Source organism: Streptomyces sp. NBC_00887, from assembly GCF_045207585.1.
This window is the reverse complement of record NZ_CP108788.1, coordinates 7051589-7078410: the sequence shown is the minus strand read 5'-3', so window position 1 is coordinate 7078410 and position 26822 is coordinate 7051589. Positions and strand designations below refer to the sequence as shown.

General features: G+C 70.9%; 24 protein-coding genes and 1 tRNA gene. 17 read left to right on the top strand and 8 right to left on the bottom strand.

Going from position 1 to position 26822, the window contains the following annotated elements:
• The first annotated feature begins 50 nt into the window (after window positions 1-50).
• The gene (locus OG844_RS32320) at window positions 51-1037 is read left to right on the top strand and encodes a helix-turn-helix transcriptional regulator (protein WP_406395077.1); all 987 of its coding nucleotides are present in this window, start codon (window positions 51-53) and stop codon (window positions 1035-1037) included.
• On the opposite strand, the gene OG844_RS32315 is transcribed toward OG844_RS32320, so the two are convergent.
• Together OG844_RS32315 and OG844_RS32310 are read right to left on the bottom strand one after the other, a co-directional pair.
• Window positions 989-1786: a phosphatase gene (locus OG844_RS32315; protein ID WP_406395075.1), complete on the bottom strand. Its 798-nt coding sequence runs from the start codon at window positions 1784-1786 to the stop codon at window positions 989-991. The genes OG844_RS32320 and OG844_RS32315 overlap by 49 nt on opposite strands.
• A 124-nt stretch (window positions 1787-1910) precedes the next feature.
• The gene (locus OG844_RS32310) at window positions 1911-2270 is read right to left on the bottom strand and encodes an HGxxPAAW family protein (protein ID WP_406395073.1); all 360 of its coding nucleotides are present in this window, start codon (window positions 2268-2270) and stop codon (window positions 1911-1913) included.
• Between the two features lie 97 nt (window positions 2271-2367).
• Between OG844_RS32310 and OG844_RS32305 the strand changes: the two genes are divergently transcribed.
• Complete coding sequence (locus tag OG844_RS32305) at window positions 2368-2865, top strand: MarR family winged helix-turn-helix transcriptional regulator (RefSeq protein ID WP_406395071.1); 498 nt, start codon at window positions 2368-2370, stop codon at window positions 2863-2865.
• A gap of 12 nt (window positions 2866-2877) precedes the next feature.
• Here the strand turns inward: OG844_RS32305 and OG844_RS32300 are convergent, their stop codons facing one another.
• On the bottom strand, window positions 2878-3516 hold the full coding sequence (locus OG844_RS32300) for a TetR/AcrR family transcriptional regulator (RefSeq protein WP_406395069.1): 639 nt from the start codon (window positions 3514-3516) through the stop codon (window positions 2878-2880).
• Between the two features lie 99 nt (window positions 3517-3615).
• Between OG844_RS32300 and OG844_RS32295 the strand changes: the two genes are divergently transcribed.
• The 6 genes from OG844_RS32295 (at window position 3616) to OG844_RS32270 (ending at window position 11587) form a co-directional block, all read left to right on the top strand.
• Entirely contained in the window at window positions 3616-5247 is a 1632-nt protein-coding gene (locus OG844_RS32295) for a carboxyl transferase domain-containing protein (protein WP_406395067.1), read from the top strand.
• A gap of 13 nt (window positions 5248-5260) precedes the next feature.
• Window positions 5261-7309: a biotin carboxylase N-terminal domain-containing protein gene (locus OG844_RS32290; RefSeq protein WP_406395065.1), complete on the top strand. Its 2049-nt coding sequence runs from the start codon at window positions 5261-5263 to the stop codon at window positions 7307-7309.
• Window positions 7310-7326: 17 nt separating this feature from the next.
• Window positions 7327-8274 carry a hydroxymethylglutaryl-CoA lyase gene (locus tag OG844_RS32285; RefSeq protein WP_406396338.1) on the top strand — a complete coding sequence of 316 codons (948 nt, stop codon included), beginning with the start codon at window positions 7327-7329 and terminating at the stop codon, window positions 8272-8274.
• A gap of 6 nt (window positions 8275-8280) precedes the next feature.
• Window positions 8281-9447, top strand: coding sequence for an acyl-CoA dehydrogenase family protein (locus tag OG844_RS32280; RefSeq protein ID WP_351174836.1), 1167 nt, complete (start codon window positions 8281-8283; stop codon window positions 9445-9447).
• A gap of 178 nt (window positions 9448-9625) precedes the next feature.
• Entirely contained in the window at window positions 9626-10654 is a 1029-nt protein-coding gene (locus OG844_RS32275) for an ABC transporter substrate-binding protein (RefSeq protein ID WP_406395063.1), read from the top strand.
• Window positions 10655-10738: 84 nt separating this feature from the next.
• Window positions 10739-11587: a siderophore-interacting protein gene (locus tag OG844_RS32270; protein ID WP_406395061.1), complete on the top strand. Its 849-nt coding sequence runs from the start codon at window positions 10739-10741 to the stop codon at window positions 11585-11587.
• Between the two features lie 139 nt (window positions 11588-11726).
• Here the strand turns inward: OG844_RS32270 and OG844_RS32265 are convergent, their stop codons facing one another.
• Window positions 11727-13340, bottom strand: coding sequence for a beta-N-acetylhexosaminidase (locus OG844_RS32265; protein WP_406395059.1), 1614 nt, complete (start codon window positions 13338-13340; stop codon window positions 11727-11729).
• A 133-nt stretch (window positions 13341-13473) separates the two neighbouring features.
• Between OG844_RS32265 and OG844_RS32260 the strand changes: the two genes are divergently transcribed.
• The 3 genes from OG844_RS32260 to glmS all read left to right on the top strand — a co-directional run bounded on the left by OG844_RS32260 (window position 13474) and on the right by glmS (window position 16592).
• A complete protein-coding gene (locus OG844_RS32260) occupies window positions 13474-14340 on the top strand; it encodes a DUF4429 domain-containing protein (RefSeq protein WP_406395056.1) in 867 nt (288 codons plus the stop codon).
• An 87-nt stretch (window positions 14341-14427) separates the two neighbouring features.
• A complete protein-coding gene (locus tag OG844_RS32255; protein WP_329210835.1) occupies window positions 14428-14703 on the top strand; it encodes a hypothetical protein in 276 nt (91 codons plus the stop codon).
• Window positions 14704-14762: 59 nt separating this feature from the next.
• Complete coding sequence (glmS, locus tag OG844_RS32250) at window positions 14763-16592, top strand: glutamine--fructose-6-phosphate transaminase (isomerizing) (protein ID WP_329210833.1); 1830 nt, start codon at window positions 14763-14765, stop codon at window positions 16590-16592.
• 134 nt (window positions 16593-16726) lie between these two features.
• Here the strand turns inward: glmS and OG844_RS32245 are convergent, their stop codons facing one another.
• A complete protein-coding gene (locus tag OG844_RS32245; protein ID WP_406395054.1) occupies window positions 16727-17299 on the bottom strand; it encodes an acetate uptake transporter in 573 nt (190 codons plus the stop codon).
• A gap of 194 nt (window positions 17300-17493) precedes the next feature.
• Window positions 17494-18015 (bottom strand): universal stress protein, encoded by a 522-nt coding sequence (locus OG844_RS32240; RefSeq protein ID WP_351176111.1) that lies wholly within the window; start codon window positions 18013-18015, stop codon window positions 17494-17496.
• A gap of 831 nt (window positions 18016-18846) precedes the next feature.
• On the opposite strand from OG844_RS32240, the gene OG844_RS32235 reads away from it, so the two are divergent.
• From OG844_RS32235 to OG844_RS32220, 4 genes are all read left to right on the top strand, one after another.
• The gene (locus OG844_RS32235; protein WP_406395052.1) at window positions 18847-20079 is read left to right on the top strand and encodes a helix-turn-helix domain-containing protein; all 1233 of its coding nucleotides are present in this window, start codon (window positions 18847-18849) and stop codon (window positions 20077-20079) included.
• Window positions 20080-20088: 9 nt separating this feature from the next.
• Window positions 20089-20694: an oligoribonuclease gene (gene orn / locus OG844_RS32230; RefSeq protein ID WP_406395050.1), complete on the top strand. Its 606-nt coding sequence runs from the start codon at window positions 20089-20091 to the stop codon at window positions 20692-20694.
• Between the two features lie 123 nt (window positions 20695-20817).
• Window positions 20818-20890, top strand: a tRNA-His gene (locus OG844_RS32225).
• Between the two features lie 237 nt (window positions 20891-21127).
• Window positions 21128-22276 carry a winged helix DNA-binding domain-containing protein gene (locus OG844_RS32220; protein ID WP_406395048.1) on the top strand — a complete coding sequence of 383 codons (1149 nt, stop codon included), beginning with the start codon at window positions 21128-21130 and terminating at the stop codon, window positions 22274-22276.
• Here OG844_RS32220 and OG844_RS32215 read toward each other — a convergent pair.
• A complete protein-coding gene (locus tag OG844_RS32215; protein ID WP_406395046.1) occupies window positions 22166-23464 on the bottom strand; it encodes a sugar efflux transporter in 1299 nt (432 codons plus the stop codon). The two genes, OG844_RS32220 and OG844_RS32215, sit on opposite strands and share 111 nt — an antisense overlap.
• Window positions 23465-23992: 528 nt before the next feature.
• Between OG844_RS32215 and OG844_RS32210 the strand changes: the two genes are divergently transcribed.
• On the top strand, window positions 23993-25003 hold the full coding sequence (locus OG844_RS32210; protein WP_406395044.1) for a helix-turn-helix domain-containing protein: 1011 nt from the start codon (window positions 23993-23995) through the stop codon (window positions 25001-25003).
• A 24-nt stretch (window positions 25004-25027) separates the two neighbouring features.
• On the opposite strand, the gene OG844_RS32205 is transcribed toward OG844_RS32210, so the two are convergent.
• Entirely contained in the window at window positions 25028-25984 is a 957-nt protein-coding gene (locus OG844_RS32205; protein WP_406395042.1) for a hypothetical protein, read from the bottom strand.
• Between the two features lie 64 nt (window positions 25985-26048).
• Here OG844_RS32205 and OG844_RS32200 point away from each other — a divergent pair, with 64 nt between their 5' ends.
• Window positions 26049-26771, top strand: coding sequence for a Type 1 glutamine amidotransferase-like domain-containing protein (locus OG844_RS32200; protein WP_406395040.1), 723 nt, complete (start codon window positions 26049-26051; stop codon window positions 26769-26771).
• Window positions 26772-26822: the final 51 nt, after the last annotated feature.

The window sequence follows — 26822 nt, the reverse complement described above, 5'->3', positions numbered from 1 at the left end:
AGGATTCGAATAGGAAGAGTTCGTTCCTATTGGGGCCTCACAGTGGGGGCATGTTGGAAACCTCCGCCCGTCTGCTGCGGCTCCTGTCCCTGCTCCAGTCACCCCGCGAGTGGCCCGGCACCGAACTCGCCGAACGGCTCGGTGTGAGCGGCCGGACGGTGCGCAACGACATCGAGCGCCTGCGCACGCTCGGCTACCCGGTGGACGCCACCCGCGGATCGGCCGGGGGTTACCGGCTGGCGGCGGGCAGCGCGATACCACCACTGCTCCTGGAGGACGACGAGGCGGTCGCGGTCACCGTCGCGGTGCGCAATGTCGCCGGGAGTTCGATGGCCGGCATGGAGGAGACCTCGCTCCAGGCGCTCGCCAAGCTGGAGCAGGTGCTGCCGCCCCGGCTGCGCCGCCGGGTGCGGGCGCTGCAGCAGTACACCGTGCCGGTGCCCGCCGACCGGCCCGCCCCGGCCGTCGACACGGACGTCCTCATGACGCTGACGGCCGCCTGCCGCGACCACGAGCGTCTGCGCCTGGACTACCGCGACCACGCGGGGGCGTCGACGCGCCGGCTGGTGGAACCCCAGCGTGTCGTGAACTGGGGCCGCCGCTGGTACCTGGTCGCCTGGGACGTCGACCGGGACGACTGGCGCACCTTCCGCGCGGACCGGATTACCCCGCGCACCCCGTCCGGGCCGCGCTTCGCGGCGCGCGAGGACCCTGAAGGCAATGCGGCGGCCTTCGTCGCGGGCAAAGCGTCCGCCGCGGCCTGGCGCCACCGCGCCCGGGTGACGGTGCACGCACCCGCCGCCACGGTGCTCGAGCGGATCAATCCCGCGGTGGGTTCGGTGGAGGCGGTCGACGCGGAGACCTGTGTCCTGGACACCGGGGCCGACTCACTGGACACGCTCGCCGTCCATCTGGGCATGCTCGGCCACGACTTCACGGTGACGGAGCCGGCCGAGTTGGTCGAGCACCTGCGGGCGCTCGCGGCCCGCTACGCCAGGTCGACGGGGCCGAGCAGCCCGGCCGCGTCCAGCAGGTAGTCCGTCATCGGGTCGTAGAACCGCGGGTCGGTGACGTGGTCGTCCAGCGGGACGGTGACCTGGAGGGTGCCCTCGGCCTCGCCCAGGAAGAGCGCCGGGTCGTTGGAGTCCGCGTACCCGACGGAGTCGAGCCCGCGCTGTCCCGCGCACCCGGCCCATCCGTGGTCGGCCACGACCAGGTCCGGCTGGGGCCGCCCCTCACGCTCCAGTCCGTCCAGGATCGCGGCCATCGGCGCCGGGGAGTGCGTGTGCCACAGGGTCGCACCGCGTTCCAGGACGGCCACGTCCGCGAACTGGAAGACCATGCCCTCGTCCGCCATGAGCCCGCCGGGGATCCTGACGATCTCGCAGCCGGCGGCCCGCAGGGCAGCCGCGGTCTGCCGGTGCACGTCGAGGAGCCCGCCCGGGTGCCCGGTCGCGAACAGCACCCGTTCCGCACCCGCCGCCGCCTTCCGCAGCCGGGCCGCCATCCGGTCCAGGGCGTCGACGGTGAGCTCCGGGTCGATGGTGTCCTGGCCCTGCCGGTGCTCCGGGTCGTCGCTGACCCCGCATCGCTCGGCCATCACGGCCAGCACGTCCTGCTCGTCGCGCCACCGGTCGCCGAGCTCGAGCCCCAGCCAGTAGTGGCGGTCCCCGTTGGCGAGGTTGCGGTAGTGGGAGAGGTTGTTGTCGCGGGGGGTGGCTACGTCGCCCGCGATACGCGTACGGACGAGGTGCTCGACGAGGGCGGCGCGGCTGGGTATCGGCATGAACCCATTGTGCCGCCAGGAACGCGCTGTGTGCCGGGCGTCTTGTACCGCGGAGTCCCGGGCCGCCCGCGCACCGGCGCCGCGCGGGAACACCGCGGGTGCGCCGGGCGACCCTTTCCGCGGCTCACACCTCGGCGGGCCGGGACGCGGGCGTCGGCATCGCGGCCGCGGCGGCACGGACCCCACCGCGGCCGGCCATCCGGCAGCCGAGGCAGCCCGGGTGGCCGTGGCGGGCGGCGGTGTCCCGGGTCCGCCAGTCCTGTGCACCCACGGGGCGCGGCCCCGCGGCCTTGCCCCATCCCGCGAGATGGAGGGCCCAGCAGGTCGGCGCCGCCGTGAGGACGACGGCCGCGCCGAGCCACAGGATCGCGGCGGACGCGGTGATGACGCCCGCTCCCAGTACCGCGCTCCCCAGGACACCGACGGCCGTACCGGTCCAGCCGGCCACGGTGTGGCCCAGGTCGTGGTCACCATGTGCGCTCACGTCGGCTCCTCAGGGTGTGATAGTTCAGCGACCGGAGCTCCACCACCGGCGCCAATAGCTTACAAGCTAAGTTACTTAGACACTAAGGGGAATCTCCGTGGACGGCAAGAAGCGCCCGGAGGCGACGGCCGACCAGGCGCTGCGGGCGATGGACCGGATGATCGCGCTCGCGCAGTTCGGGCAGCACGACATCGCCGGGCGGCTCGGCCTCAACACCACCGACCTGACCTGCCTCGGTTTCGTGATGGAGGCCGCCCTGGCCGGGACGCCGCTGACCGCCGGCGACCTCGCCGAGCGGGCACGGCTGACCACCGGCGGGGTGACCGGCGTACTCAACCGGCTGGAGAAGGCCGGTTACGCCCGGCGTCTGCCCGACCCGGGCGACCGGCGCCGGTTGCACGTGGTGATGGACGAATCGGCGCAGGAGCGCATTCTCGCGGTGTACGGCCCCTTCTACGCCCGCCTGGGCTCCCTCTTCGCCGACTACGGGCCGGACGAGATCGCCGTGCTGACGGACTGGTTCGGCCGGGCACGGGACGCCATGCAGGAGTCCCTCGACGAGATCAGGGCCGACGCGGACCGAAACGGCACCTGACCGGCCCCTCGATCAGGAGGCCGCCGCCTCGAACGCGCCGCGTGCCAGCCGGTGCAGCAGGGCGGCCGTGGCCTCGCGGCCCGGGAGTGCCTCGGGGCGGGCGAGGTGGGGGGTGGAGTTCAGCAGGCCGAAGACCGCGTGCACGGTGACGCGGGCCTCGTTCTCCGCGAGGCCCGGGTAGAGGGCGCGGACGACCTCGACCCACACCTCCACGTACTGCCGCTGGAGCTGGCGCACCCGCTTGCGGTCCGTGTCGCGCAGCCGGTCGAGCTCACGGTCGTGGAGGGTGATCAGGGGGCGGTCGTCCAGGGCGAAGTCGATGTGACCCTCGATGAGGGCGTCCAGGAGGTCCCGGGGCGAGCCGCCCGACGAGTCGGCGTCCTCGGTGACGCGGAGCCTGCCGCCGGCGAGCAGGCGCTCGCTGATGCCGACCAGCAGCTCGGCGAGCATCGCGTCCTTGCCGGGGAAGTGACGGTAGAGGCCGGGGCCGCTGATGCCGACCGCCGCCCCTATCTCGTCGACGCCGACACCGTGGAAGCCACGCTCGGCGAAGAGGCGCGCGGCCTCCCTGAGGATCTGCTCGCGGCGGGTGGGAGCCGCGACACGGGAGACGGCACGGGCGGCGGTGCGGTCGGCGGCATTGGTGCTCATGAAGATTCATTCTAGACAGGCGCGTTAGCGCTCGTTAACCTGAACGCAATGCGTTAACGCTTATTAACTTCAGCGGTACGGGCAAGGGGGCTCGACACGATGCAGCAGGCACCGGTCCTGGCGAGCGCGGCCGATCCCGCCTCGGAGGCCTGGCAGGCCAATGAGGCGGCGCATCACGCGCTCGCCGAGGAGCTGCGCACGCGGCTCACCACGGCACGGCTCGGCGGGGGTGAGAAGGCCCGCGCCCGGCATGTGGCGCGCGGCAAGCTGCTGCCCCGGGAGCGGGTGGACACCCTGCTCGACCCGGGTTCTCCTTTCCTGGAGCTGGCACCTCTGGCGGCCGAGGGGCTGTACGGGGGCGCCGCTCCGGCGGCCGGGGTGATCGCCGGAATCGGGCGGGTCAGCGGCCGGGAGTGCGTGATCGTCGCCAATGACGCGACCGTCAAGGGCGGCACGTACTACCCGATGACGGTGAAGAAGCACCTCCGTGCCCAGGAGGTCGCCCTGGAGAACCGGCTGCCCTGCCTGTACCTGGTGGACTCCGGCGGCGCGTTCCTCCCGATGCAGGACGAGGTGTTCCCCGACCGGGACCACTTCGGGCGCATCTTCTTCAACCAGGCCCGGATGTCCGGGGCCGGTATCCCGCAGATCGCGGCGGTGCTGGGCTCCTGCACGGCGGGCGGGGCGTACGTCCCGGCGATGAGCGACGAGGCGGTCATCGTCCGGAACCAGGGCACGATCTTCCTGGGCGGACCGCCGCTGGTGAAGGCCGCCACGGGCGAGGTCGTCACGGCCGAGGACCTCGGCGGCGGTGAGGTCCACTCCCGTACGTCCGGGGTCACCGACCACCTCGCCGAGGACGACGCCCACGCGCTGCGGATCGTGCGGAACATCGTCGCGACGCTCCCCGCGCGCGGGGAACTGCCCTGGTCCGTGGAGCCCGCCGACGAGCCCGAGGTCGATCCCGCCGGGCTGTACGGGGCGGTTCCCGTCGACTCGCGCACGCCGTACGACGTACGGGAGGTGATCGCCCGGGTGGTGGACGGCTCGCGCTTCGCCGAGTTCAAGGCGGAGTACGGCCAGACGCTGATCACGGGCTTCGCCCGGATCCACGGTCACCCGGTCGGCATCATCGCGAACAACGGGATCCTCTTCTCCGAGTCCGCCCAGAAGGGCGCGCACTTCATCGAGCTGTGCGACCAGCGCGGCATCCCGCTGGTGTTCCTGCAGAACATCTCCGGGTTCATGGTCGGCCGGGACTACGAGGCGGGTGGCATCGCCAAGCACGGCGCCAAGATGGTGACGGCCGTGGCGTCCACCCGGGTGCCGAAGCTGACCGTCGTCGTCGGCGGTTCGTACGGCGCGGGCAACTACTCCATGTGCGGCCGCGCCTATTCGCCGCGCTTCCTGTGGATGTGGCCCAACGCCAAGATCTCCGTCATGGGCGGCGAGCAGGCCGCCTCCGTACTGGCCACGGTCAAGCGGGACCAGATCGAGGGGCGCGGCGAGCAATGGCCCGCCGAGGACGAGGAGGCCTTCAAGGATCCGGTCCGCGCACAGTACGAGCAGCAGGGCAACGCCTACTACGCCACCGCCCGGCTCTGGGACGACGGTGTGATCGACCCGATGGAGACCCGGCAGGTGCTGGGGCTCGCCCTGACGGCCTGTGCCAATGCCCCGCTGCCCCAGAAGGATCCCAACGGCCCGGGCTTCGGCGTCTTCCGGATGTGATGTGAGGACTTCCATGTTCAGCACTGTTCTGGTCGCCAACCGTGGCGAGATCGCGGTCCGGGTCATCCGGACCCTGCGCGAGCTCGGCGTACGGTCGGTCGCCGTCTTCAGCGACGCGGACGCGGACGCCCGGCATGTCCGGGAGGCCGATACGGCGGTCCGGATCGGACCCGCGCCCGCCGCGCTGAGTTATCTGTCCGTGGAGCGGCTCCTGGACGCCGCCCGGCGCACGGGCGCCGAGGCCGTCCACCCGGGGTACGGCTTCCTCGCCGAGAACGCGGGCTTCGCGCAGGCCTGCGCGGACGCGGGGCTCGTCTTCATCGGCCCGCCGGCCTCGGCGATCTCGCTGATGGGCGACAAGATCCGCGCCAAGGAGACGGTCGCCGCCGCCGGGGTCCCGGTCGTGCCCGGCTCCTCCGGGAGCGAGCTCACCGACGGGCAACTGGCCGCGGCCGCCCGGGAGATCGCCATGCCCGTGCTGCTGAAGCCGTCCGCGGGCGGCGGCGGCAAGGGCATGCGGCTGGTGCGCGACGAGGCGCTGCTCGCGGACGAGATCGCGGCGGCCCGGCGCGAGGCGCGCGCCTCCTTCGGCGACGACACCCTGCTGGTGGAGCGGTGGATCGACCGGCCGCGCCACATCGAGATCCAGGTCCTCGCCGACGCACACGGCAACGTGGTGCACCTGGGCGAGCGCGAGTGCTCGCTCCAGCGACGCCACCAGAAGATCATCGAGGAGGCGCCCTCGGTCCTGCTCGACGAGAGGACCCGCGCCTCGATGGGTGAGGCCGCCGTCCAGGCGGCACGGTCCTGCGGGTATGTGGGCGCGGGCACGGTGGAGTTCATCGTCCCGGGCAGCGACCCCGCCTCGTACTACTTCATGGAGATGAACACCCGCCTCCAGGTCGAGCACCCGGTCACCGAGCTGATCACCGGCCTCGACCTGGTGGAGTGGCAGCTGCGGGTCGCGGCCGGCGAGCGGCTCCCGCACACCCAGTCCGGCATCACGCTCACCGGGCATGCGATCGAGGCCCGGGTCTGCGCGGAGGACCCGGCGCGCGGCTTCCTGCCGTCCGGTGGGACCGTGCTCGCCCTGGACGAGCCGCAGGGCGGCGGGGTGCGCACGGACTCGGGACTCAGCGAGGGCGTGCCGGTCGGCAGCACGTACGACCCGATGCTGTCGAAGGTCATCGCGTACGGCCCGGACCGGGCGACGGCGCTGCGCCGGCTGCGGGCGGCGCTGGCGGAGACGGTGGTGCTGGGCGTCCCGACGAACGCCGGGTTCCTGCGGCGGCTGCTGGCACATCCGGCGGTGGTCGCGGGCGATCTGGACACCGGACTCGTGGAGCGCGAGGCGGACAGCCTGGTGCCGGCGGGTGTGCCCGAGGAGGTGTACGCGGCGGCTGCACTGCTGCGGCAGGCGCCGGCCGCCAGGACCTCCGGCTGGGTCGACCCGTTCTCCGCGTCCGACGGCTGGCGCCTCGGCGGCACACCCGCCGCGACCTTCCACCACTTCCGCGTACCGGGCCATGACCCGGTGCGGGTGAGCCTGCGTACGGCTGCGGGGGGCACGGCCGAGCTGGCGTTCGGCCACGCCGGGGACCGGGACGAGCGGGCCGACGCGTGCGGGCCGGTGCCCTCGCTGCCCGGCGCCCAGGTGTCCCGGCTCGTGGAGTCGACCGCGCGGCGCGTCACCGTCGAACTCGACGGCCTCACCCACGCGTTCAGCCTGGCCGCCTCCGCGGACGGGGTCTGGCTCGGCCGGGACGGGGACACCTGGCACGTCCAGGACCACGACCCGGTGGAGGCATCCCTCAGCGGCGCCGCGAGGTCCGGGGCCGACACGCTCGCGGCGCCCATGCCGGGGACGGTGACGGTGGTGAAGGTGGCCGTCGGGGACGAGGTCGCGGCCGGACAGAGTCTGCTCGTGGTCGAGGCGATGAAGATGGAGCACGTCATCTCCGCCCCGCACGCGGGAACGGTCACCGAGCTGGACGTCGCCGCCGGCGCCACGGTCGCCATGGACCAGATCCTGGCCGTGGTGGCCCCGAGGGAGGAATCGTGACCGACACCGATCTGCCCATGACCGTGCCCGCTCAGGGGCTGCCGGACCGGGTCCGCATCCATGAGGTCGGGGCCCGCGACGGGCTGCAGAACGAGAAGGCCGTGGTGCCGACGGAGGTGAAGGCGGAGTTCATCCGCCGGCTCGCCGTCGCCGGGCTGTCCACGATCGAGGCGACCAGCTTCGTCCACCCGAAGTGGGTGCCCCAGCTCGCCGACGCCGAGCAGCTGTTCCCGCTGCTCGGGGATGTCGCGGATGTCGGGGACGTGGCACTGCCCGTCCTCGTGCCGAACGAACGCGGTCTGGACCGGGCGCTGGCCCTCGGGGCGCGGAGGATCGCGGTCTTCGGGTCGGCGACGGAGACGTTCGCCGCCCGCAACCTCAACCGCACCGTGGACGAGTCGCTCGCCATGTTCGAGCCGGTCGTGGCCCGGGCGAAGGCGGAGAAGGTCCATGTGCGGGGCTATCTGTCGATGTGCTTCGGAGATCCCTGGGAGGGCGCCGTGCCCCTCGCCCAGGTCGTCCGGGTGGCGAAGGCGCTGATGGGCCTCGGCTGCGACGAGCTCTCCCTCGGCGACACGATCGGCGTCGCCACCCCGGGCCATGTGACCGCACTGCTGTCCGCGCTGAACGGGGCGGGGGTGCCCACCGACACGATCGGGGTGCACTTCCACGACACGTACGGCCAGGCGCTCTCCAACACCCTGGCCGCGCTCCAGCAGGGGGTGACGACGGTGGACGCCTCCGCGGGCGGCCTCGGCGGCTGCCCGTACGCGAAGAGCGCGACCGGGAATCTCGCCACCGAGGATCTCGTGTGGATGCTCGACGGCCTCGGTATCGAAACCGGGGTCGATCTCGGCGCACTCACCGCCACGAGCGTGTGGATGGCCGAACAGCTGGGCCGCCCCAGCCCGTCCCGAACCGTCAAAGCGCTCTCGGCGTCACAAGCGCCGTCGCACAAGGAGTGACGTTCCATGTCCCTGGACCACCGGCTGACCGCCGAGCACGAGGAACTGCGCCGTACCGTCGAGGAGTTCGCCCACGACGTCATCGCGCCGAAGATCGGCGACTTCTACGAGCGCCATGAGTTCCCGTACGAGATCGTGCGGGAGATGGGGCGGATGGGCCTGTTCGGCCTGCCGTTCCCGGAGGAGTACGGCGGCATGGGCGGGGACTACCTCGCCCTCGGGATCGCCCTGGAGGAGCTGGCCCGGGTCGACTCCTCCGTGGCGATCACGCTGGAGGCCGGGGTCTCGCTGGGTGCGATGCCGGTCTACCGCTTCGGTACCGAGGAGCAGAAGCAGCGCTGGCTGCCGAAGCTCTGTGCGGGCGAGGCGCTCGGCGCGTTCGGGCTGACGGAGCCGGACGGCGGGTCGGACGCCGGTGGCACCCGGACGACGGCCGTGCTGGACGAGGCCACGAACGAGTGGGTGATCAACGGTTCCAAGTGCTTCATCACCAACTCCGGTACGGACATCACGGAACTGGTCACGGTCACGGCGGTGACGGGCCGCAAGGAGAACGGCGCGCCGCGCATCTCCTCGATCATCGTGCCGTCCGGCACCCCCGGCTTCACGGTCGCGGCACCCTACTCCAAGGTCGGCTGGAACGCCTCGGACACCCGTGAGCTGTCCTTCTCCGACGTCCGCGTCCCGGCGGCGAACCTGCTGGGCGAGGAGGGCCGGGGCTACGCGCAGTTCCTGCGGATCCTGGACGAGGGCCGGATCGCCATCTCCGCGCTGTCGACGGGCCTGGCGCAGGGCTGTGTGGACGAGTCGGTGAAGTACGCGAGGGAGCGGCACGCCTTCGGGAAGCCGATCGGTGCCAACCAGGCCATCCAGTTCAAGATCGCGGACATGGAGATGCGGGCGCACATGGCCCGGATCGGCTGGCGGGACGCGGCCTCGCGGCTGCTGGCGGGCGAGCCGTTCAAGAAGGAGGCGGCGATCGCCAAGCTGTACTCGTCGACGGTGGCGGTGGACAACGCCCGCGAGGCCACCCAGATCCACGGCGGCTACGGCTTCATGAACGAGTACCCGGTGGCGCGCATGTGGCGCGACTCCAAGATCCTGGAGATCGGCGAGGGCACGAGCGAGGTCCAGCGGATGCTGATCGCACGGGAGTTGGGGATGGACGCCTGACACGGACGGAGGGTCTTTCGGCCACTCGGACGGGCCGCTCGGGCCACCTCGAAGGCCGCTCCGCCGGACACCGGCAGGGCGGCCTTTCGACCCCCCACCTGCGCAAACCTGAGGTTAGGCTAACCTACCCTCGAACCCGTCGGCGGCCAGCCACGACCCGCACGAAAGCAGACAGCCCATGCCCAACGTCCGGCCCACCTCCCTCTCCCGTCGCGGCCTGCTGGCCGCCGGCGGAGCCGTCGGCCTCGGCGCCGTGCTTGCCGCGTGCGGCGACAGCGACTCCAAGGAGTCCGGCGCCGGCTCGGAGTCCGCCAAGTCCGGTCCCTGGACCTTCAAGGACGACCGGGGCCTGACCGCCAAGGCCGGGTCGACCCCGAAGAACATCGTCGCCTTCGTCGGTGTCGCCGCAGCCCTCCACGACTACGGCATCGAGGTCAAGGGCGTCTTCGGCCCGACGAAGACCGCTGACGGCAAGGCCGACGTACAGGCCGGCGACCTCGACATCAACAAGGTCGAGGTGCTCGGCAACGTCTGGGGCGAGTTCAACGTCGAGAAGTACGCCGGTCTCGCACCGGAGCTGCTCGTCACCGCCATGTGGGAGAAGGACGCCCTCTGGTACGTGCCGGACGAGTCCAAGGACAAGATCCTCAAGCTTGCGCCGAGCGCTGCGCTGTGGGCCGCCCAGACCACCATGCCGAAGGCGATCCAGCGCCACGAGGACCTCGCGGCCTCCCTCGGCGCCGACGTCAAGGCCAAGAAGGTCACCGACGCCAAGGCGCGCTTCGAGAAGGCTGCCGCCCGGCTGCGCGCCGCCGCCAAGTCCCAGCCGAACATCAAGGTCCTGGTCGGCTCGGCAAGCCAGGACCTCTTCTACGTCTCGCTCGCCAAGACGTCCGCGGACACCCTGTACTTCCAGGAGCTCGGCGTGCAGTTCATCGAGCCGAAGGTCAACGCCGCAGGCTTCTTCGAGGAGCTGAGCTGGGAGAACGTCGACAGGTACGAGGCCGACGTCATCATGATGGACAACCGGTCCTCGGCCCTGCAGCCCGACGCCCTGACCTCGAAGCCGACGTGGGCGCAGCTGCCGGCCGTCAAGGCCGGCCAGATCGTCCCGCGCACGACGGAGCCCATCTACTCGTACGACAAGTGCACACCGATCCTCGAGGACCTGGCCAAGGCCATCGAGAGCGCCAAGAAGGTCAGCTGATCCTCGGCCCGGCCCTGAGCGAGTCGCTCCGGGCCGGGCCGTCGACGTTGTCGCCCGGTTCCCGGCTCCTGGGAGGAGCCCCGTATGACGACTGCCGCCGCACCCGTCGAACCCTTCCGGTTCTTCGGCCTGACGGTCCTGCGGACCCGCCGGCTGAGCCCTTCCATGTGCCGGGTGACCTTCGGCGGCCCGGGGCTCGACGGCTTCGCCGCCGGGGGCCGGGACCAGAGCCTCTCGCTGTTCCTGCCGCACCCGGGCGAGAGCGAGCCCTTCGTTCCCGTCGACGGGAACGGTGAGTGGTTCAGCGCGTGGCGGGCCCTCCCCGAGGACGTACGGGCGGTGATGCGCTCGTACACGGTGCGGGCACAGCGCCGCACCGAGGACGGTTCCACCGAGATCGACATCGACTTCGCGCTGCACGAGGACGGCGGGCCCGCCTGCCGCTGGGCGGCCGCGGCCGCACCGGGGCAGCTGCTCAAGGCGCTCGGTCCGGCCGTCGAGGACAACACCGCGGTCCGCTTCCGGCCGCCGCAGGACACCGACTGGGTGCTGATCTGGGCCGACGAGACGGCCCTGCCCGCCGCGTCGGCCGCGTTGGAGTGGCTGCCGGCCGGGACGAAGGCCAGGGTCTGGCTGGAGATCCCGCACGCCCAGGACCGCCAGGCGCTCCGCACGGCGGCCGATGCCCGCATCAGCTGGCTCGTGCGGGCCGAGGGCGCGCCCTCGGCCGTGGAGGCCGTGCGCGCCGCCGAGCTGCCCGAGGGCACCCCGTACGCCTGGATCGCGGGCGAGTCCTCCGGTGTCCGGGCCCTGCGCCGCCATCTCGTGCAGGAACGGCAGTTCGACCGCAAGCGGGTGACGTTCGTCGGTTACTGGCGGCGCGGACTCAGCGAGGAACAGCTGAGGGCCGAAGCGGCTTCCCAGGACGCGTAGTGCCGGTCGGTTTCCGCTCGGGTTCCTGACCCGTGTCCAGGGCTGCCGGGCGGTCGGACCGCCCGGCAGCACCAGGGTCTTTCGTTTGGATCAGGCCGGACCCCGCGAGCCCGGCATGATCCAAACGAGAGGCCCTGGCTCACTCCGTGCGCCAAGGGACCTGCGGCGACCGGTAGAAGTCGATCCCCAGCGCCGACAGCCGCGGCCCCTGCGCCGCGAGGCGCACCTTGTAGGTGTCCCAGTCGTGCGTGGCCGCGGGTGACCAGCCCAGTTCGGCGACCCCCGGAAGCCGCGGGAACGCCATCTGCTCGATGTCCGCACTGTCGGTCAGGGTCTCGGTCCAGATCGGTGCCTCCACCCCGAGCACGGCCTCCTCGGGGACGCCCTCCAGACAGGCCGCCGGATCCCAGTCGTAGGACCGCTGGACCTCGACGTAGCCCGCCCAGGCAAGGCCGAGTTTCGTGTCCTTGGTGTACTTCATGTCCAGGTACGTACGGTCGGCCGGGGACAGCACCAGCTTCGTGCCGTTCTTCGCGGCGTCCACCACCTGTTGGCGTTCGGCCGCGCCCGTCCGGTCGTAGCCCCAGTACTGGGCGACGGCGCCCTTCACCGGGACCGCCCCGGTCAACTGGTGCCAGCCGAAGACGGTCTTGCCGTACTCGGCGACGACGGCCTGCGCCTTCTCCATGAACGCCACGTAGTCCTCATGGCTCGTGGAGTGCGCCTCGTCGCCCCCGATGTGGAGGTACCGGCCGGGCGTGAGAGCGGCCAGTTCACGGATGACGTCGTCCACGAAGCCGTACGTCACCGCCTTGGGCACGCACAGCGAGCTGAAGCCGACGGAGGTGCCCGTGTAGAGCGGCGGGGCGACGCCGTCGCAGTTCAGCTCGGCGTAGGAGGCGAGTGCCGCGTTCGTGTGGCCGGGCAGATCGATCTCGGGGACGACCTCCAGGTAGCGGGATGCCGCGTACCGGAGGATCTCCCTGTAGTCGCTCTTGGTGTAGTGGCCGCCGGGGCCGCCCCCGACCTCGGTGGAGCCGCCGTACTCGGCGAGCCGGGGCCAGGAGTCGATGGCTATGCGCCAGCCCTGGTCGTCGGAGAGGTGCAGATGCAGCTTGTTGATCTTGTAGAGGGCGAGCTGGTCGATGTACCGCTTCACCTCGGCGACCGAGAAGAAGTGCCGTGAGACGTCGAGCATCGCGCCCCGGTACGCGTAGCGCGGGGCGTCAGCGAGCGTGCCGCCCGCGATCTCCCAGGGCCCCTTCTGCGGGCTGTCCTCCTCCACGGCTGCCGGGAGCAGCTGGCGCAGTGTCTGGACGCCGTGGAAGAGCCCTGCGGGGGCGGGTGCGGTGATGGTGACGGAGCCGCGGGAGGACTTCAGGCGGTAGCCCTCGGCGCCCAGGGCGCTGTCCCCGGAGCCGAGTTCGAGCCGTATGCCGTCGTGCCCGGCCCGCTCGGTGACCGGCAGCGCGTACCCGGTGGAGGGCCGCAGCGCGTCCGCGAGGTACTCACCGATGCGCCGGGCCTCGCGGGAGGTTCCGTCGACCCGTATGCGCGTGCCCGCCGTGATGGCGTACGCGGGTCCTCCCGGCTTCACCGACACGGGGGCGGGCACGATCTCGCCGAGCGGCCGGGGCGATGCGGCGGGCGCCGGGCGGGCGTCGGCCGGGGCCGCCGAGACACTGGAGACGCCGGCCGCCACGACGAGCAGCAATGAGCCGAACAGGCGTTGAATCGTTCTGTGTTGTCTCACAAGCCGGTCCCTTTCGACGGGTTCACACCTGTGGATCTCCTGAGCGACCGAACGGTCACCATGCGTACCGCGCGTCACACAGACCGTCAAGGACTAGACCACTTCTCGTCGTACGGCTGGCAGAATCGACGGCATGGCGGAAATCATCCAGCGCGACGGCACCTGGACGTTCGACGGGGACACGGTGCGTATCGTGCCGGGCGGCAAGGCGCATCCGGTCCGGCAGGACCTGGGCGAACTCGCCATCCCGGTGCAGGCGTTGGCGGGAGCCTCGTTCGAGCCCGACCGGAAGGGCGGCCGGCTTCGGCTGCGGCTGCGCACCGGTGCGTGCCCGGTGCTGCGGGCCGCGGACGGCAGGCTCAAGGACGCCTCCGACCCCTATCAGCTCGCGGTGGAGAAGGACCGCACGGGCGTCGCGGAGTACTTCGTCGACGAGGTGCGCAACGCCCTGGTCATCGAGCAGGTGCCCGATACGCCCGCGGAGCGGTTCCTGCTGCCGGGCCCCTCACTGCCGATCTCCGGTGGCGGCGGGGACGGCACCGCCTCCTTCGACGGGGAGACGGTACGGCTCATCTGGAACTGGAAGGCAGCGGAGTCGAAGACCTCGGGCGGCTCGGTCACGTTCCCGGTGTCGGAGGTGACGGGCGTGCGCTGGCTGCCGGCGCTCGGCCTGGAGAACGGCTACCTGCGCTTCGAGCGGGGCCCGGGCGGCTCCTCGGTGCCGCCCAAGTTCGACCCGTACTCGCTGGAGCTGTGGGGGCTGTCCAGGAAGGAGTACTCGGCCGTCCTGGTCGCCGCGGCCGTCCTGACACGGCTGCCCCGCCCCAGGACGGCGCCGGAGCTGCCCGCGGCGGACCTCGTGAAGGCCGCCGTCCCGCCCGCCGACGATCACGACGTGCTCCTGCGCAGACTGCGCGAGCTCGGCGAGCTGCATCAGGCGGGGATCCTCACCGATGACGAGTTCAGCACAGCAAAGCAAGCGGTTCTGAGGCGCCTCTGACCCGACCGTCGACGTATTCCTGTGTGACCCTGCCCGATATCGGGCAGATTTCTTGCACATTGCGGCCAGGGCAAGCAATATCGACGGGTGCTCGAACGCCGCCCGTCGCATGACGACCTCATCGACCACCTCGTACGCTCCACCGCGCTCCAGCGCGGTGAGGCCGCCAGGGTGATCCTCGACGTGCTGGCGTACTTCGACGAGACGACCGAGGACTACGTCCGCCGCCGCCACCGCGAACTGCAGTCCGGCGGCCTGGTGAACACGGACATCTTCGAGCGGATCGCGGCCGAGCTGCCCCACCGGGCGGTGGCGCCGCAGGAGCTCTCGCTCCGCCAGCTGCGCCGCATCGTCTACGGCTGAGCCGGACGGGGCAGGGCCGGGCACACACTTTTGTACGTCGATGGAGGGGCAGAGACTCTATGTGCGGGATCGTCGGTTATATCGGAAAGCGTGATGTGGCTCCGCTGCTGCTGGAAGGCCTGCAGCGGCTGGAGTACCGGGGGTACGACTCGGCGGGCATCGTCATCACGGGCAAGGCCGCCGCGGGCAAGCCGGGCACGCTGAAGATGGTCAAGGCCAAGGGCCGGGTCCGCGAGCTGGAAGCCCGCGTACCCAAGCGGTTCGCCGGCACGACCGGTATCGCGCACACCCGCTGGGCCACCCACGGCGCCCCGAGCGACGAGAACGCGCACCCGCACCTGGACGCGGAGAACAAGGTCGCCGTCGTCCACAACGGCATCATCGACAACGCCTCCGAGATCCGCGCGAAGCTCGTCGCCGACGGCGTCGTCTTCCTCTCCGAGACCGACACCGAGGTCCTGGTCCACCTGATCGCCAGGGCGCAGGCCTCCACCCTCGAGGAGAAGGTCCGCGAGGCGCTGAAGTCCGTCGAGGGCACGTACGGCATCGCCGTCCTGCACGCCGACTTCAACGACCGCATCGTCGTCGCCCGCAACGGCTCCCCCGTCGTGCTCGGCATCGGCGAGAAGGAGATGTTCGTCGCCTCGGACGTCGCCGCGCTCGTCGCCCACACCCGCCAGATCGTCACCCTGGACGACGGCGAGATGGCCACCCTCAAGGCCGACGACTTCCGTACGTACACGACGGAGGGCTCGACCACGACGGCGACGCCCACCACCGTGGAGTGGGAGGCCGAGTCGTACGACATGGGCGGCCACGACACGTACATGCACAAGGAGATCTCCGAGCAGGCCGACGCCGTGGACCGCGTGCTGCGCGGCCGGATCGACGACCGCTTCTCCACCGTGCACCTGGGCGGCCTGAACCTGGACGCCCGCGAGGCCCGCGGGGTCCGCCGGATCAAGATCCTGGGCTGCGGCACCTCGTACCACGCGGGCATGATCGGCGCCGGCCTCATCGAGGAGCTGGCCCGCATCCCCGCGGACGCCGAGCCCGCCTCCGAGTTCCGCTACCGCAACCCCGTCGTGGACCCCGACACGCTGTACGTCGCCGTCTCGCAGTCCGGTGAGACCTACGACGTGCTGGCCGCCGTCCAGGAGCTCAAGCGCAAGGGCGCACGCGTCCTCGGCGTGGTGAACGTCGTCGGCTCGGCGATCGCCCGCGAGGCCGACGGCGGCATGTACGTCCACGCGGGCCCGGAGGTCTGCGTCGTCTCCACCAAGTGCTTCACCAACACCGTCGTCGCCTTCGCGCTGCTCGCCCTGCACCTGGGCCGCATCCGCGACCTGTCGGTCTCCGACGGCAAGCGGATCATCGAGGGCCTGCGCAAGCTGCCCGAGCAGATCGGTCAGATCCTCGAGTCCGAGGACGAGATCAAGAAGCTGGCCGAGGAGTACGCGGGCGCCCAGTCGATGATGTTCATCGGCCGGGTGCGGGGCTATCCCGTCGCGCTGGAGGCCTCCCTGAAGCTCAAGGAGATCTCGTACATCCACGCCGAGGCCTACCCCGCCTCGGAGCTGAAGCACGGCCCCCTCGCGCTCATCGAGCCGGCGCTCCCCACCGTCGCGATCGTCCCGGACGACGACCTGCTGGAGAAGAACCGCGCCGCGCTGGAGGAGATCAAGGCCCGCAGCGGCCGGATCCTCGCCGTCGCCCACCGCGAGCAGGAGAAGGCCGACCACACGATCATCGTCCCGAAGAACGAGAACGAGCTGGACCCGATCCTGATGGGCATCCCGCTGCAGCTGCTCGCGTACCACACGGCGCTGGCCATGGGCCGTGACATCGACAAGCCGCGCAACCTGGCGAAGTCCGTCACCGTCGAGTAGGACGCCGTCGGGTCCGGCTCCCTCCGGGAGGGCCGCCCGTACGCACAGAGCGGCCCCCGCACCACGCCACCGAGGGTGCGGGGGCCGCTCTCTCCCGTTGGGCGGGCGGCACCCGAGGCCGCCCCGCCCGGCTGCTAGCCGGTGGCCGTCACACCCCGGCCGGCAGCGCGCTTGGGTACCGCGGTCGGCCACTTGGCCAGCGCCGCCGTCGCCCCGTACCAGGCGGCGAGCCCGGCCACGGCGGCCACCCAGCCGCCGACCTTGCCGAGCCCGTCACTGCCGGCGAACTGCCCGACGCCCAGGAGCAGCAGCCCCAGGAAGAGCAGCCCGTACGTCCCCTGGGTGAGCAGACCTCCACCGGCCGCCCCCAGGGTCAGGCTCAGCGCGAAGAGGGCCCAGAGCAGCAGGAAGAGTCCTGCCGCATGGTCCGAGACCGACGAGCCGGCACCGGTGCCCCAGGTGAACCAGAAGGCGCCGAGACCGGTGAAGGCCGTACCGGCGAAAGCGTCGCCCGCGCGGAACTCCAGGAGTCCCGCGACGAACAGCGCGATGCCGCCGACGTAGAGCGCGAGCGACACGGCGTCGGCCGCGGTGACACCGTCGATGACTCCGGTGTGACCGATTCCGAACGCCAACAGAGTGAGACCCAGGGCGAGATGGCCGAGGGTGGTGATAGTGGCACTTCCCGCAGAGACGTCGTTGTCCACGGCGGGCTCCCTTCAACTGCCGTACTGCTGCTACCTGATGCAGTACAGATACCCTTCACAAGCGCACAATCCACCTCCGCGCACGAGTCGATTCACCGCGCGCAGAATAAGATTGACGATCAGTCAGGGAGGCCTCAGGGAGTGGGGAGCACTTCGGCCGCCCCGGGGAGCAGGGCAGCGTTCCGGGAAGTACCTCAGGGGATGACGATGACCGGGCGCTGGGCGCGCCGCGCGAGACGGCCGGCCACCGAGCCGAAGATCCGTCCCACGATGCCGTGCGTGGAGCCGACGACGATCGCGTCGGCCGAGTACTCCCGGCCGACCTCCTCCAGCTCGTGACAGATGTCGCCACCGCGCTCCACGAGCACCCACGGCACCTCGGCGAGGTAGTCCGCGCAGGCCAGCTCGAGCCCGAGGACCTCCGTGCGGTGATCGGGCACATCCACGAAGACAGGCGGCTCGCAGCCTGCCCAGACGGTGGTCGGCAGCCGGTTGGCGACGTGGACGATGATCAGCCCGGAGCCGAGCCTGTTCGCCATGCCGATGGCGTACGCGAGGGCTCGTTCACTGGAGGTGGAGCCGTCAAAACCGACCACGACCCCATGCCGGAAGGCCGGATCGCAGGACGGGCGCGACTCGGGGACCGTCTGCGGGTCCGACCGGGGGTCGGCTACCTGCTTGCGGTCTGCGGGTTCAGGGATTTCGTGACCGGCCATCGGTGTCTCGGCGAAGAGAGTCCTCGTGAGGAGGGAGCGGTTCGGAAGTTCGTTTATGGATGAAGCTGTGTCCGGGAATCATCTTCCCAACCCCCTACCCCCAAGGGTACGGCGCCACTCCTCCACCACCCAGAACCTCGCAAAGCGCTTGCGGCGATGGAGGGAGCATGCCCGAGCCGGCCCCGTATGGCAATGCCGGTTGTGTCGTACATCCAGCTCGCGCGGCGCGGAGGCGTTCCCGCTCCGCGTTCCTTCCGCGTTCCTTCCGGCCGCAGCGCCGGATCGCCGCAGACGGCCGGATGCCGCGCACACCGCGCCGACCGGGCCGTCACGCCGCGCCACCGGGCGACTCCGTCTCGTCCCCGCCCGAGGGCAGAACGGCCCACAGAGGCCCCCCGGGCGCACGGAGGCCACTGGTACACGGGGTGGTGCGCCGGTCGCATGACTGGAATCCGCGCACGCAACCACTACTTTTCAGCCAACTTCACATCGCCCTTACTTCCTTGGCGTTTTGGCCGACCAACCCACGTGCCACCAGGCAGGAATAGACCGCGCGGTACGCTTTGACCCTACGGGGACGGGCCATGATCGCCATGCGCACTTCCCTGAGGGGCTCGTGAGTGAAACGCTTCGTGATCGAATGCTTCGCGCCAAGTGGCCTTGTCGACATAGTGCCGGTGGGCAAACGTGTCACGTCGGCACCACGGAACGCAGTAGATTCGATCATGAGTGTCGAGGACGGGGGACGCGTGCGAGACCGAGGGGAAACGTGCAGGAGCGACAGGCCCGTAGGGACCAGGGAGACGCGAACACCGAGGGGGGCTTAGCGTCATGAGTCAGGACTCCGCCGCTGCAACGGAGGCCGCACGGAAGCTGACCGGGCGGCGACGCCGGGAAGTCGTAGCCGTACTGCTGTTCAGTGGTGGCCCTATCTTCGAGAGCTCGATCCCGCTCTCCGTCTTCGGTATCGACCGGCAGGACGCGGGCGTTCCGCGCTACCGCCTGCTGGTCTGCGGAGGCGAGGAGGGACCGCTGCGCACCACGGGCGGGCTCGAACTCAGCGCGCCGTACGGGCTGGAGGCGATCAGCAGGGCAGGCACCGTCGTGGTGCCCGCCTGGCGGTCCATCACATCGCCGCCGCCCGCTGAGGCGTTGGACGCGCTGAGGCGCGCCCACGAGGAGGGCGCACGCATCGTCGGACTGTGCACGGGGGCCTTCGTCCTCGCCGCGGCCGGCCTGCTGGACGGCCGCCCGGCCACCACACACTGGATGTACGCACCGACGCTGGCCAAGCGTTATCCGTCGGTGCACGTCGATCCGCGTGAGCTGTTCGTCGACGACGGAGATGTGCTCACCTCCGCCGGAACGGCGGCCGGAATCGATCTATGCCTTCACATAGTCCGTACCGACCATGGCACAGAAGCAGCCGGGGCCTTGGCCCGCCGGCTCGTCGTACCGCCGCGGCGCAGTGGCGGTCAGGAGCGCTACCTCGACAGGTCTTTACCTGAAGAGATCGGCTCCGACCCGCTCGCCGAGGTCGTGGCCTGGGCCCTGGAGCACCTCCACGAGCAGTTCGACGTGGAGACGCTGGCCGCGCGCGCCTATATGAGCAGGCGGACCTTCGACCGCAGGTTCCGTTCGCTCACGGGCAGCGCACCGCTCCAGTGGCTCATCACCCAGCGCGTGCTGCAGGCGCAGCGGCTGCTCGAGACCTCCGACTACTCGGTCGACGAGGTTGCGGGCCGCTGCGGCTTCCGCTCGCCGGTTGCGCTGCGCGGGCACTTCCGCCGCCAGCTGGGCTCCTCCCCCGCCGCGTACCGGGCCGCCTACCGGGCCCGTCGTCCGCAGGGCGGGGCGCTGGAGAGCGTCGCCACGGTGCTGGAGACGTCCGTGCCCGCCCAGGGCTCGGCACCGAGCCGGCGGACCGCTGCGGCGGCCTCCTCCGGCCCGTCTCCCGTCACCGCGGCTGCGACCTCCGGCGGTCCTGCGGAGCAGCTGAAACCGGGGCCCGAGTCGTACGTTCCGGGGCGCCCGAACCTGCCGGGGCAGCGGAGTGCCCCGTAGGGTGGGGCCATGAACGATCGCATGGTGTGGATCGACTGCGAGATGACCGGGCTCTCGCTGACGGACGACGCACTCATCGAGGTGGCCGCACTGGTCACCGACTCGGAACTGAACGTGCTCGGCGAAGGGGTCGACATCGTGATCCGCCCGCCGGACGCGGCCCTGGAGACCATGCCCGAGGTGGTGCGGCAGATGCACACCGCCTCGGGCCTCCTCGACGAGCTCGCCGGGGGCACGACCCTGGCCGACGCCGAGGAGCGGGTCCTCGCCTACGTACGCGAACATGTGAAGGAGCCCGGCAAGGCCCCGCTGTGCGGGAATTCGGTCGGCACCGACCGCGGCTTCCTGTCGCGGGACATGCCGTCACTGGAGGGGTACCTCCACTACCGGATCGTCGATGTGTCCTCGGTCAAGGAACTGGCGCGCCGCTGGTACCCGAGGGCGTACTTCAACAGTCCGGAGAAGAACGGCAACCACCGGGCACTGGCGGACATCCGCGATTCGATCACGGAGCTCCGCTACTACCGGGACGCGGTCTTCGTCCCGCAGCCCGGCCCGGACTCGGCGCACGCCAAGGAGATCGCGGCACGCCACGCACTGCCCGCCGGGCAGTAGGAAAACGCCCCTGGTCACGGGCCCTGCGGGGCCCGTGATCCGGTCCGGAAGAAGTCGGGCGCGAGCACCCTCCCGGACCCTGTACACTTTTTCTCGGCCGGTCGGAAACGACCGGACGACATGGTGGGTATAGCTCAGCTGGCAGAGCACCTGGTTGTGGTCCAGGATGTCGCGGGTTCAAGTCCCGTTACTCACCCTGATTGATCAAGGGCCGGTCTGTGAAAACAGACCGGCCCTTCTTCATGCCCGGTCCCGCATCGCGGCCCCCGGGCCCGGCCGCCGGCCCACCCGACGCCCACCTGCGAATCCTCCAGGTCTCCGACCGGGAGTGACCCTCCGTGCCGGACCGGTCGTGCTCGGCGCGGGCAGGCGGGGTCACGACCACCGGTCGGTCCGGGTTCCGCACGGCGTGACCGCACGGGAGAATCCCCGCATGGTGATCACTGCTCGTGCTCTCAACCGCTCCACGCTCGCCCGGCAGTTGCTGCTCGGCCGGGAGTCGCTCGGCGTCCTCGACGCGGTGCGCCGGGTCGTCGCCCTGCAGGCACAGCACCCGGCCTCGCCGTACCTCGCGCTGTGGAACCGGCTCAGCGACTTCGACCCGGCGGGCCTGGAGACCGCCGTGGACGGCTTCCAGGCGGTCAAGTCGACGCTGATGCGGATCACCCTGCACATGGTCCACGCGGAGGACTACCGGGCCTTCCGCGAGGCCATGGAGCCGACGCTGCGCGCCTCCAGGCTCGGCTCCCGTTTCACGGCGTCCGGGCTCACGACCGACGACGCCGACGCGCTGGTCCCGGATCTCCAGAAGTACGCCGACCGGCGACGGACCTTCTCCGAGATCCGGGGGTGGCTCGATGAGCGGGTGGGCGCGCCGATGGAGCCGGTGACCTGGCGTCTGCTGCGGCAGTACGCGCCGCTGTGGCACGCGCCCGTCGGAGGGCCCTGGTCCTTCGGCACCCAGCAGTCGTACGTCTCGGCAGCAGGAACGCAGCCGGTGCTGACCGATCCTGACGCGGCCGCCGAGGGTCTGCAGACTCTGATCCGTCGCTACCTGGAGGGCTTCGGGCCGGCGTCGGTGGCGGACATGGCGCAGTTCGCGCTGGTCCAGCGGGCCCGGGTCAGGGCGGCGGTGCAGGCGCTGGACGCCGAGCTGGAGAAGCTGGAAGGCCCCGACGGCACGGTGATGTACGACGTCCCCGGTGCGCCGCGGCCGGCCGAGGACACTCCGGCGCCGCCCAGACTGATGGCCATGTGGGACAGCATCCTGCTGGCGTACGCCGACCGCAGCCGCGTCGTCCCGCCCGCGTACCGCAAGCATGTGACGCGCGTGAACGGAGACGTGCTGCCCACCCTGCTGGTCGACGGCTACGTCGCCGGAGTCTGGCGTCCGGTGGACGGAGGGATCGAGGCCGGCGCCTTCCACCCCCTCCCCGACCACGTCTGGCAGGGACTGGCCGCGGAGGCGGAGTCACTCAGGGCGCTCCTCGCCGACCGCGACCCCAGGGTCTACAGCCGATACGGCCACTGGTGGGCCAAGGGGCTGCCGGCCGCCGAGACCCGCCTGCTCCCCGGCCCCTGAACGGCAGAGGAGAAGCACGAGGGCGAGCACGACGAGGCAGGCGCAGAGCCAGAACACGTTCCGGTGTCCCACCTGCGCGGTGACCACCCCGGTGACGGCTCCGGCCAGCAGTTGGGCGACGGTGAAGGTGGACGCGTAGAGCGCGGACGCGGTACCGGCCCCGCCGGGTACCTCTTGCTGCGCCACCACCATCGGGATACTCATCACCACCGCGATCCACATGGCGTTCGGCAGTTGCAGGGCGATCAGGACCGGTAGGGAGCCGGCCACCGGCAGCAGGCAGAAGAACATGACGGCGACGACCATGGCGGCGGCCACGACACGCATCTTCCCGATGCGGTCGGCCAGCCGGCCCGCCATGATCATCAGAGGAATCTCGAGTACCGCGCAGGTCCCTGCCATCAGCCCGACCGGAGCAGCCGACAGGTGCAGTTCCGTGGTGACGTACAGGGCGATGTTGATCAGGTAGATCTGGTTCGCCACGTTGACCGCCGTGACCGATCCGAGCAGCAGCCACGTGCGACGCGGCACGGTGGCACACACGCGGCGCAGCCCGGCAAGGCGGCTGCCCGCACGGTCCCTGGCCGTCGGTCCGGGCGGCGGGGGCAGGGCCGGGAGGAACCAGCGGCCGAGCAGTGCGGTCAGCAGGAGCAGGACCGCGGCGCCCCCGTACACGGGCCCGAAGCCCACCTGTGCCGGCAGAAGAAATCCGACCGGCGGGCCGACTACCCAGCCGGCGGAGAAGATCGACCGCACTGCGGAACTGAACGGAGTCACTTCCCTGCCGGTGGACTCGGCGAACTCCTTGACGTACGCGAACAACTGGGAAATGTATGCGTCATTCAGGCTGAGGAGCACGGCCCCGGTGGCGAATACCGCCGCGTAGTTCCGGACCCCGACGAAAACAGACGCACCGGCGACCCCGGCCAGTGCGGTCGCGGCGAGTGCGACCCTTCTGTCGGCCAGTCGGTCGGACATCCGTCCTGCGGCCATATTGATGGCGATGGCGGCCACGGCGCAGCCCGTGAAGTACAGGCCGACGAGTTCCGGTCCGACACGAACCGCATCGGCGAGGAACAGGCTGATCGTCGGGCCCAGCACCGCCATGGCCAGGGCGTAGCAACCAGCGGCAATGCCCAGCGACACCGTCGCCCGGCCGAACGTTCGCGACGCGGGTGAACCATCCACAACGTGAGGACGAGCGAAATAGGCGAACTTCACCATGCTCCCTGGGTAAGTGCGACTCACCAGGGGCATGCGTTCTGCCGCGGGTATTTCTGAGGGGTGTGGTGAACCGTCTCGCGTTTCACCACGGCCGCAAAAGTAAATCGTTCCGGCAAGGAATGGGCAGCGCTTTTCACGCCGTATCTTCGATGGGTGGCCGGTTGTCGCCGTTACCGACGGAATCCTCTTCACCGGGTGGGCGTTCACCGGGTCGCGGAAACCCACGACCCGGTTGTCCACGACCCGGCTGCCCGCGACGCGGTAACGCACGACGTAAAAGCTTTGAAGAATTAGGGAAATGACCCTCCCCACCCAAACCCGACCCACAGCGGCCGCCGTCACTCACAAGGGTGACTTATGGCAACTCAGCTGGATTTGAGGTGGGTTGGTCGGCATATGCTCGCCGCGACAACCACAGACATGCGACGGCCCCCGACCGGGACAGCGAATCCCGGGCGAGGGCCTGACCACCGAGGAAGCGATACCTTCCCGATGGATACCCAGCAGATTACCGCGCCCCTCCGCGCCCCGACCTCCGCATCCGGGGGCGGCACACCGTCATCCGGTGTCATCCACGTCAACGTCCGGCACACCGCCGGTTTCACGGTCGTCGGCAACCACCTCAGCCGGCACCGCGGCCTCTCACTCGTCGCGATCGGGCTTGCCGTGCACATCCAGTCGCTGCCCGCCGGAGCGAAAATCGGCATCAAGGCCCTCGCCGGCCGCTTCCCGGACAGCGAGACCCGCATCGCCGCAGCCCTGCGCGAGCTCGAAGCCACCGGTTACCTCCAGCGCAGCCGCGTACGCCTCCCCAACGGCCGCATCGCGACGCGCACGGTCTCGTACAACCAGCCGGGCGCCGACGTGTCCACCGCTGCACCACACGCGCGGCCCGAGCCACCACCGGCCGCCCCCGTCCCGGCCCCCGCTCCCCCGCCGCGGCGCACCCCCGCTCCCGCACCGCAGGACGTTCCCACCGAGGCCGCCCCGGATCCCGCACCGCACGGCGTTCCCACCGGGACCTCCCCGGATCCCGCACCGCAGCCCGCCCCGGTCCCCGTACCGGCGCCCACCGCACGCCGGACACCACCCGCGCCACTCCCCCAGCCGCGGACGCCCACCCCGGAGCTGCTCAGAACAGCCGCTGCGCTCCTCGCCGACCTGCGCCGGTACGCACCCCAACTCGTCCTCTCCGAGCACGACATCGGCGCGCTCACACCCGGAGTCACCGCCTGGCTCGAACGGGACGCCCACCCCGACACCATCCGCCACGCCCTCACCGCCGACCTGCCGGTCCCCCTGAAGCACCCCGCAAGGCTTCTCCGGCACCGGATCACGACACTCCTCCCGCCCCCACTGCCCGGAGCCCAGGACCTCGCCCCCGCCCGCCGCGGCGTCATCGTGATCCCGCTCCAGAACTGCGACCGCTGCGACCGCGCCTTCCGGGCACGGGAGCCCGGCCACTGCCGCGACTGCCGCACCGACTCGGCCCGGGCGGCCTGACCCGAAACGGTTGGAGCAGGGGACCTAAGGAGACGGCCACACCGACGGGCTGCCGTCCGTGCCCCATTTCCCGCCGGTCACCTCGTGGGCGACGCGGTCCCACTCGGCCTGTCCGCCGGGCAGCGGCCAGGCCCAGGTGGGCCGTTTCGCCGTGTGCAGTCCCTCAAGGTCACGGGTCAGGGTTGCGCCCGCGATCGCTGCGCCGTCGGGGACGGCGGTGCCGTGGCGGCCGCGGAGTTCGGCGAAGCGGGCCAACTCGGCCTCGTACTGCTCCATCGCCCGCTCCGTGCCCACGGCCACCTCGTCGGCGTCCGCGGTGCGGTGCAGGTGCAGCAGAGGGGGTGTGGTCGACTCGGCGATCGCGGCGGCAAGTCGGGCGTGGCCGTCCAGAATCACGTGGCAGTCCAGGCCACTGATCCACCACAACAGGACGGGCGCGAGGGTGCCCTCACGGGCCTGCTTGCGGTAGGCCTTGACTCTCCCGTCGCGGTGATCGGGCATCGGGCGCAGCGGGAGTATCTCCCACGAGCCGGAGTGGACGAACCAGTCGATGTATCCGTGGGGATGGCCCTCGACCACCATCTCGCCCCAGTACTCGGATGACTCTTGACGCAAGTGGTTCCCGCGCAGGAGCGGGCTTTCGCGCGACAGGAGCCACCGCCCGTCGTGCAGCGGACTGCCCGGTGCTTCCATCAGGTACTCCGCGAAGCGGTATGCCCAGCGATCCATCCGCCCGGCCAGATCCCGCCCGGTCGCCGCCCGCGACGGCGGGACGATGGAGCGGTAGGCGTCGGTGCGCCAGAACTCGACCTCGCAATGGTCGGCGCCGACGGAGGCGAGGAGCACCGGCTGTTCCCCCTGCGCGAGCATGAGCCGCCGCTCGGCACTGAACAGGCACAACCCTGGCCGGCGGCGGGACCGTACCTCCAGGGACAGGCCCGTCCAGATGCCGTCCTCCCGGACGATGTCCGTGCGTCTCATGCCGGGAACCATAGACCAGGCTCCCTGGGCGCCGGGCCCAGCAAGATCCAGCAAGGAGGCCGCTGTGGCTACCGCTCCCGTACGTCGTCCGGCTCTGCTCGGTGGAGGCTTCTCGACCGATGACGACGGGCTGCTGGACGACTGGGTCCTCGCCCGTGCGCGTACACCCCGGCCCAAGGTGTGCTTCGTGCCCACGGCGAGCGGGGACGCCCCCGCCTACGCAGAGCAGTTCCGTGCCGCCTTCCAGGTACGCACGGACTGCGAGCCCTCTGTACTGCCACTTTTCCAGCGGGAGTTCGACGACGACGCCCTGCGGGCGTTCCTGCTCTCCCAGGATGTCGTGTACGTGGGCGGCGGCAGCACCGCGAACCTGCTCGCTGTCTGGCGTACGCACGGTGTGGATCAGCTGTTGCGGGAGGCCTACGACCGCGGGACGTTGCTGTGCGGGATCAGTGCGGGCGCGAACTGCTGGGCGGAGGGCTCCCACACCGATTCCTTCGGACCGCTGACCTACCTGCCGGACGGTTTGGGCCTGCTGCCCGGCTCGGTGTGCCCGCACTACGACAGCGAACCGGGCCGCCGCCCCTCCTACCGGGCAGCCGTGGCGAGCGGGCAGCTCCCTCCCGGATGGGCGGTGGACGACGGTGTGGGAGCCCTCTTCTCGGACGGCGTCCTCGTGGACGCAGTGACCCGGACGCGTGATGCGCGGCTGTACCGGGTGGAGCCCGACGCGCTGGGCGGAGCTGCCGAGCGTGCGCTGCCGTGCCGCCCGCTCGGTCAGGGCTGATGACTCGGGAGCGCAGACCCACCGAATCCTGCCCGCAGCGACGTGAGAACC

Excerpts from the sequence above, each read along its gene's own strand:
- OG844_RS32210 (WP_406395044.1), top strand. The coding sequence starts at position 23,993 with ATGGATACCCAGCAGATTACCGCGCCCCTCCGCGCCCCGACCTCCGCA.
- OG844_RS32300 (WP_406395069.1), bottom strand. The coding sequence starts at position 3,516 with ATGAGCACCAATGCCGCCGACCGCACCGCCGCCCGTGCCGTCTCCCGT.
- OG844_RS32290 (WP_406395065.1), top strand. The coding sequence starts at position 5,261 with ATGTTCAGCACTGTTCTGGTCGCCAACCGTGGCGAGATCGCGGTCCGG.
- OG844_RS32220 (WP_406395048.1), top strand. The coding sequence starts at position 21,128 with ATGGTGATCACTGCTCGTGCTCTCAACCGCTCCACGCTCGCCCGGCAG.
- OG844_RS32260 (WP_406395056.1), top strand. The coding sequence starts at position 13,474 with ATGGCGGAAATCATCCAGCGCGACGGCACCTGGACGTTCGACGGGGAC.
- glmS (WP_329210833.1), top strand. The coding sequence starts at position 14,763 with ATGTGCGGGATCGTCGGTTATATCGGAAAGCGTGATGTGGCTCCGCTG.
- OG844_RS32205 (WP_406395042.1), bottom strand. The coding sequence starts at position 25,984 with ATGAGACGCACGGACATCGTCCGGGAGGACGGCATCTGGACGGGCCTG.
- OG844_RS32240 (WP_351176111.1), bottom strand. The coding sequence starts at position 18,015 with ATGGCCGGTCACGAAATCCCTGAACCCGCAGACCGCAAGCAGGTAGCC.
- OG844_RS32295 (WP_406395067.1), top strand. The coding sequence starts at position 3,616 with ATGCAGCAGGCACCGGTCCTGGCGAGCGCGGCCGATCCCGCCTCGGAG.
- OG844_RS32235 (WP_406395052.1), top strand. The coding sequence starts at position 18,847 with ATGAGTCAGGACTCCGCCGCTGCAACGGAGGCCGCACGGAAGCTGACC.
- OG844_RS32275 (WP_406395063.1), top strand. The coding sequence starts at position 9,626 with ATGCCCAACGTCCGGCCCACCTCCCTCTCCCGTCGCGGCCTGCTGGCC.
- OG844_RS32270 (WP_406395061.1), top strand. The coding sequence starts at position 10,739 with ATGACGACTGCCGCCGCACCCGTCGAACCCTTCCGGTTCTTCGGCCTG.
- OG844_RS32280 (WP_351174836.1), top strand. The coding sequence starts at position 8,281 with ATGTCCCTGGACCACCGGCTGACCGCCGAGCACGAGGAACTGCGCCGT.
- OG844_RS32320 (WP_406395077.1), top strand. The coding sequence starts at position 51 with ATGTTGGAAACCTCCGCCCGTCTGCTGCGGCTCCTGTCCCTGCTCCAG.
- orn (WP_406395050.1), top strand. The coding sequence starts at position 20,089 with ATGAACGATCGCATGGTGTGGATCGACTGCGAGATGACCGGGCTCTCG.
- OG844_RS32315 (WP_406395075.1), bottom strand. The coding sequence starts at position 1,786 with ATGCCGATACCCAGCCGCGCCGCCCTCGTCGAGCACCTCGTCCGTACG.
- OG844_RS32285 (WP_406396338.1), top strand. The coding sequence starts at position 7,327 with ATGACCGTGCCCGCTCAGGGGCTGCCGGACCGGGTCCGCATCCATGAG.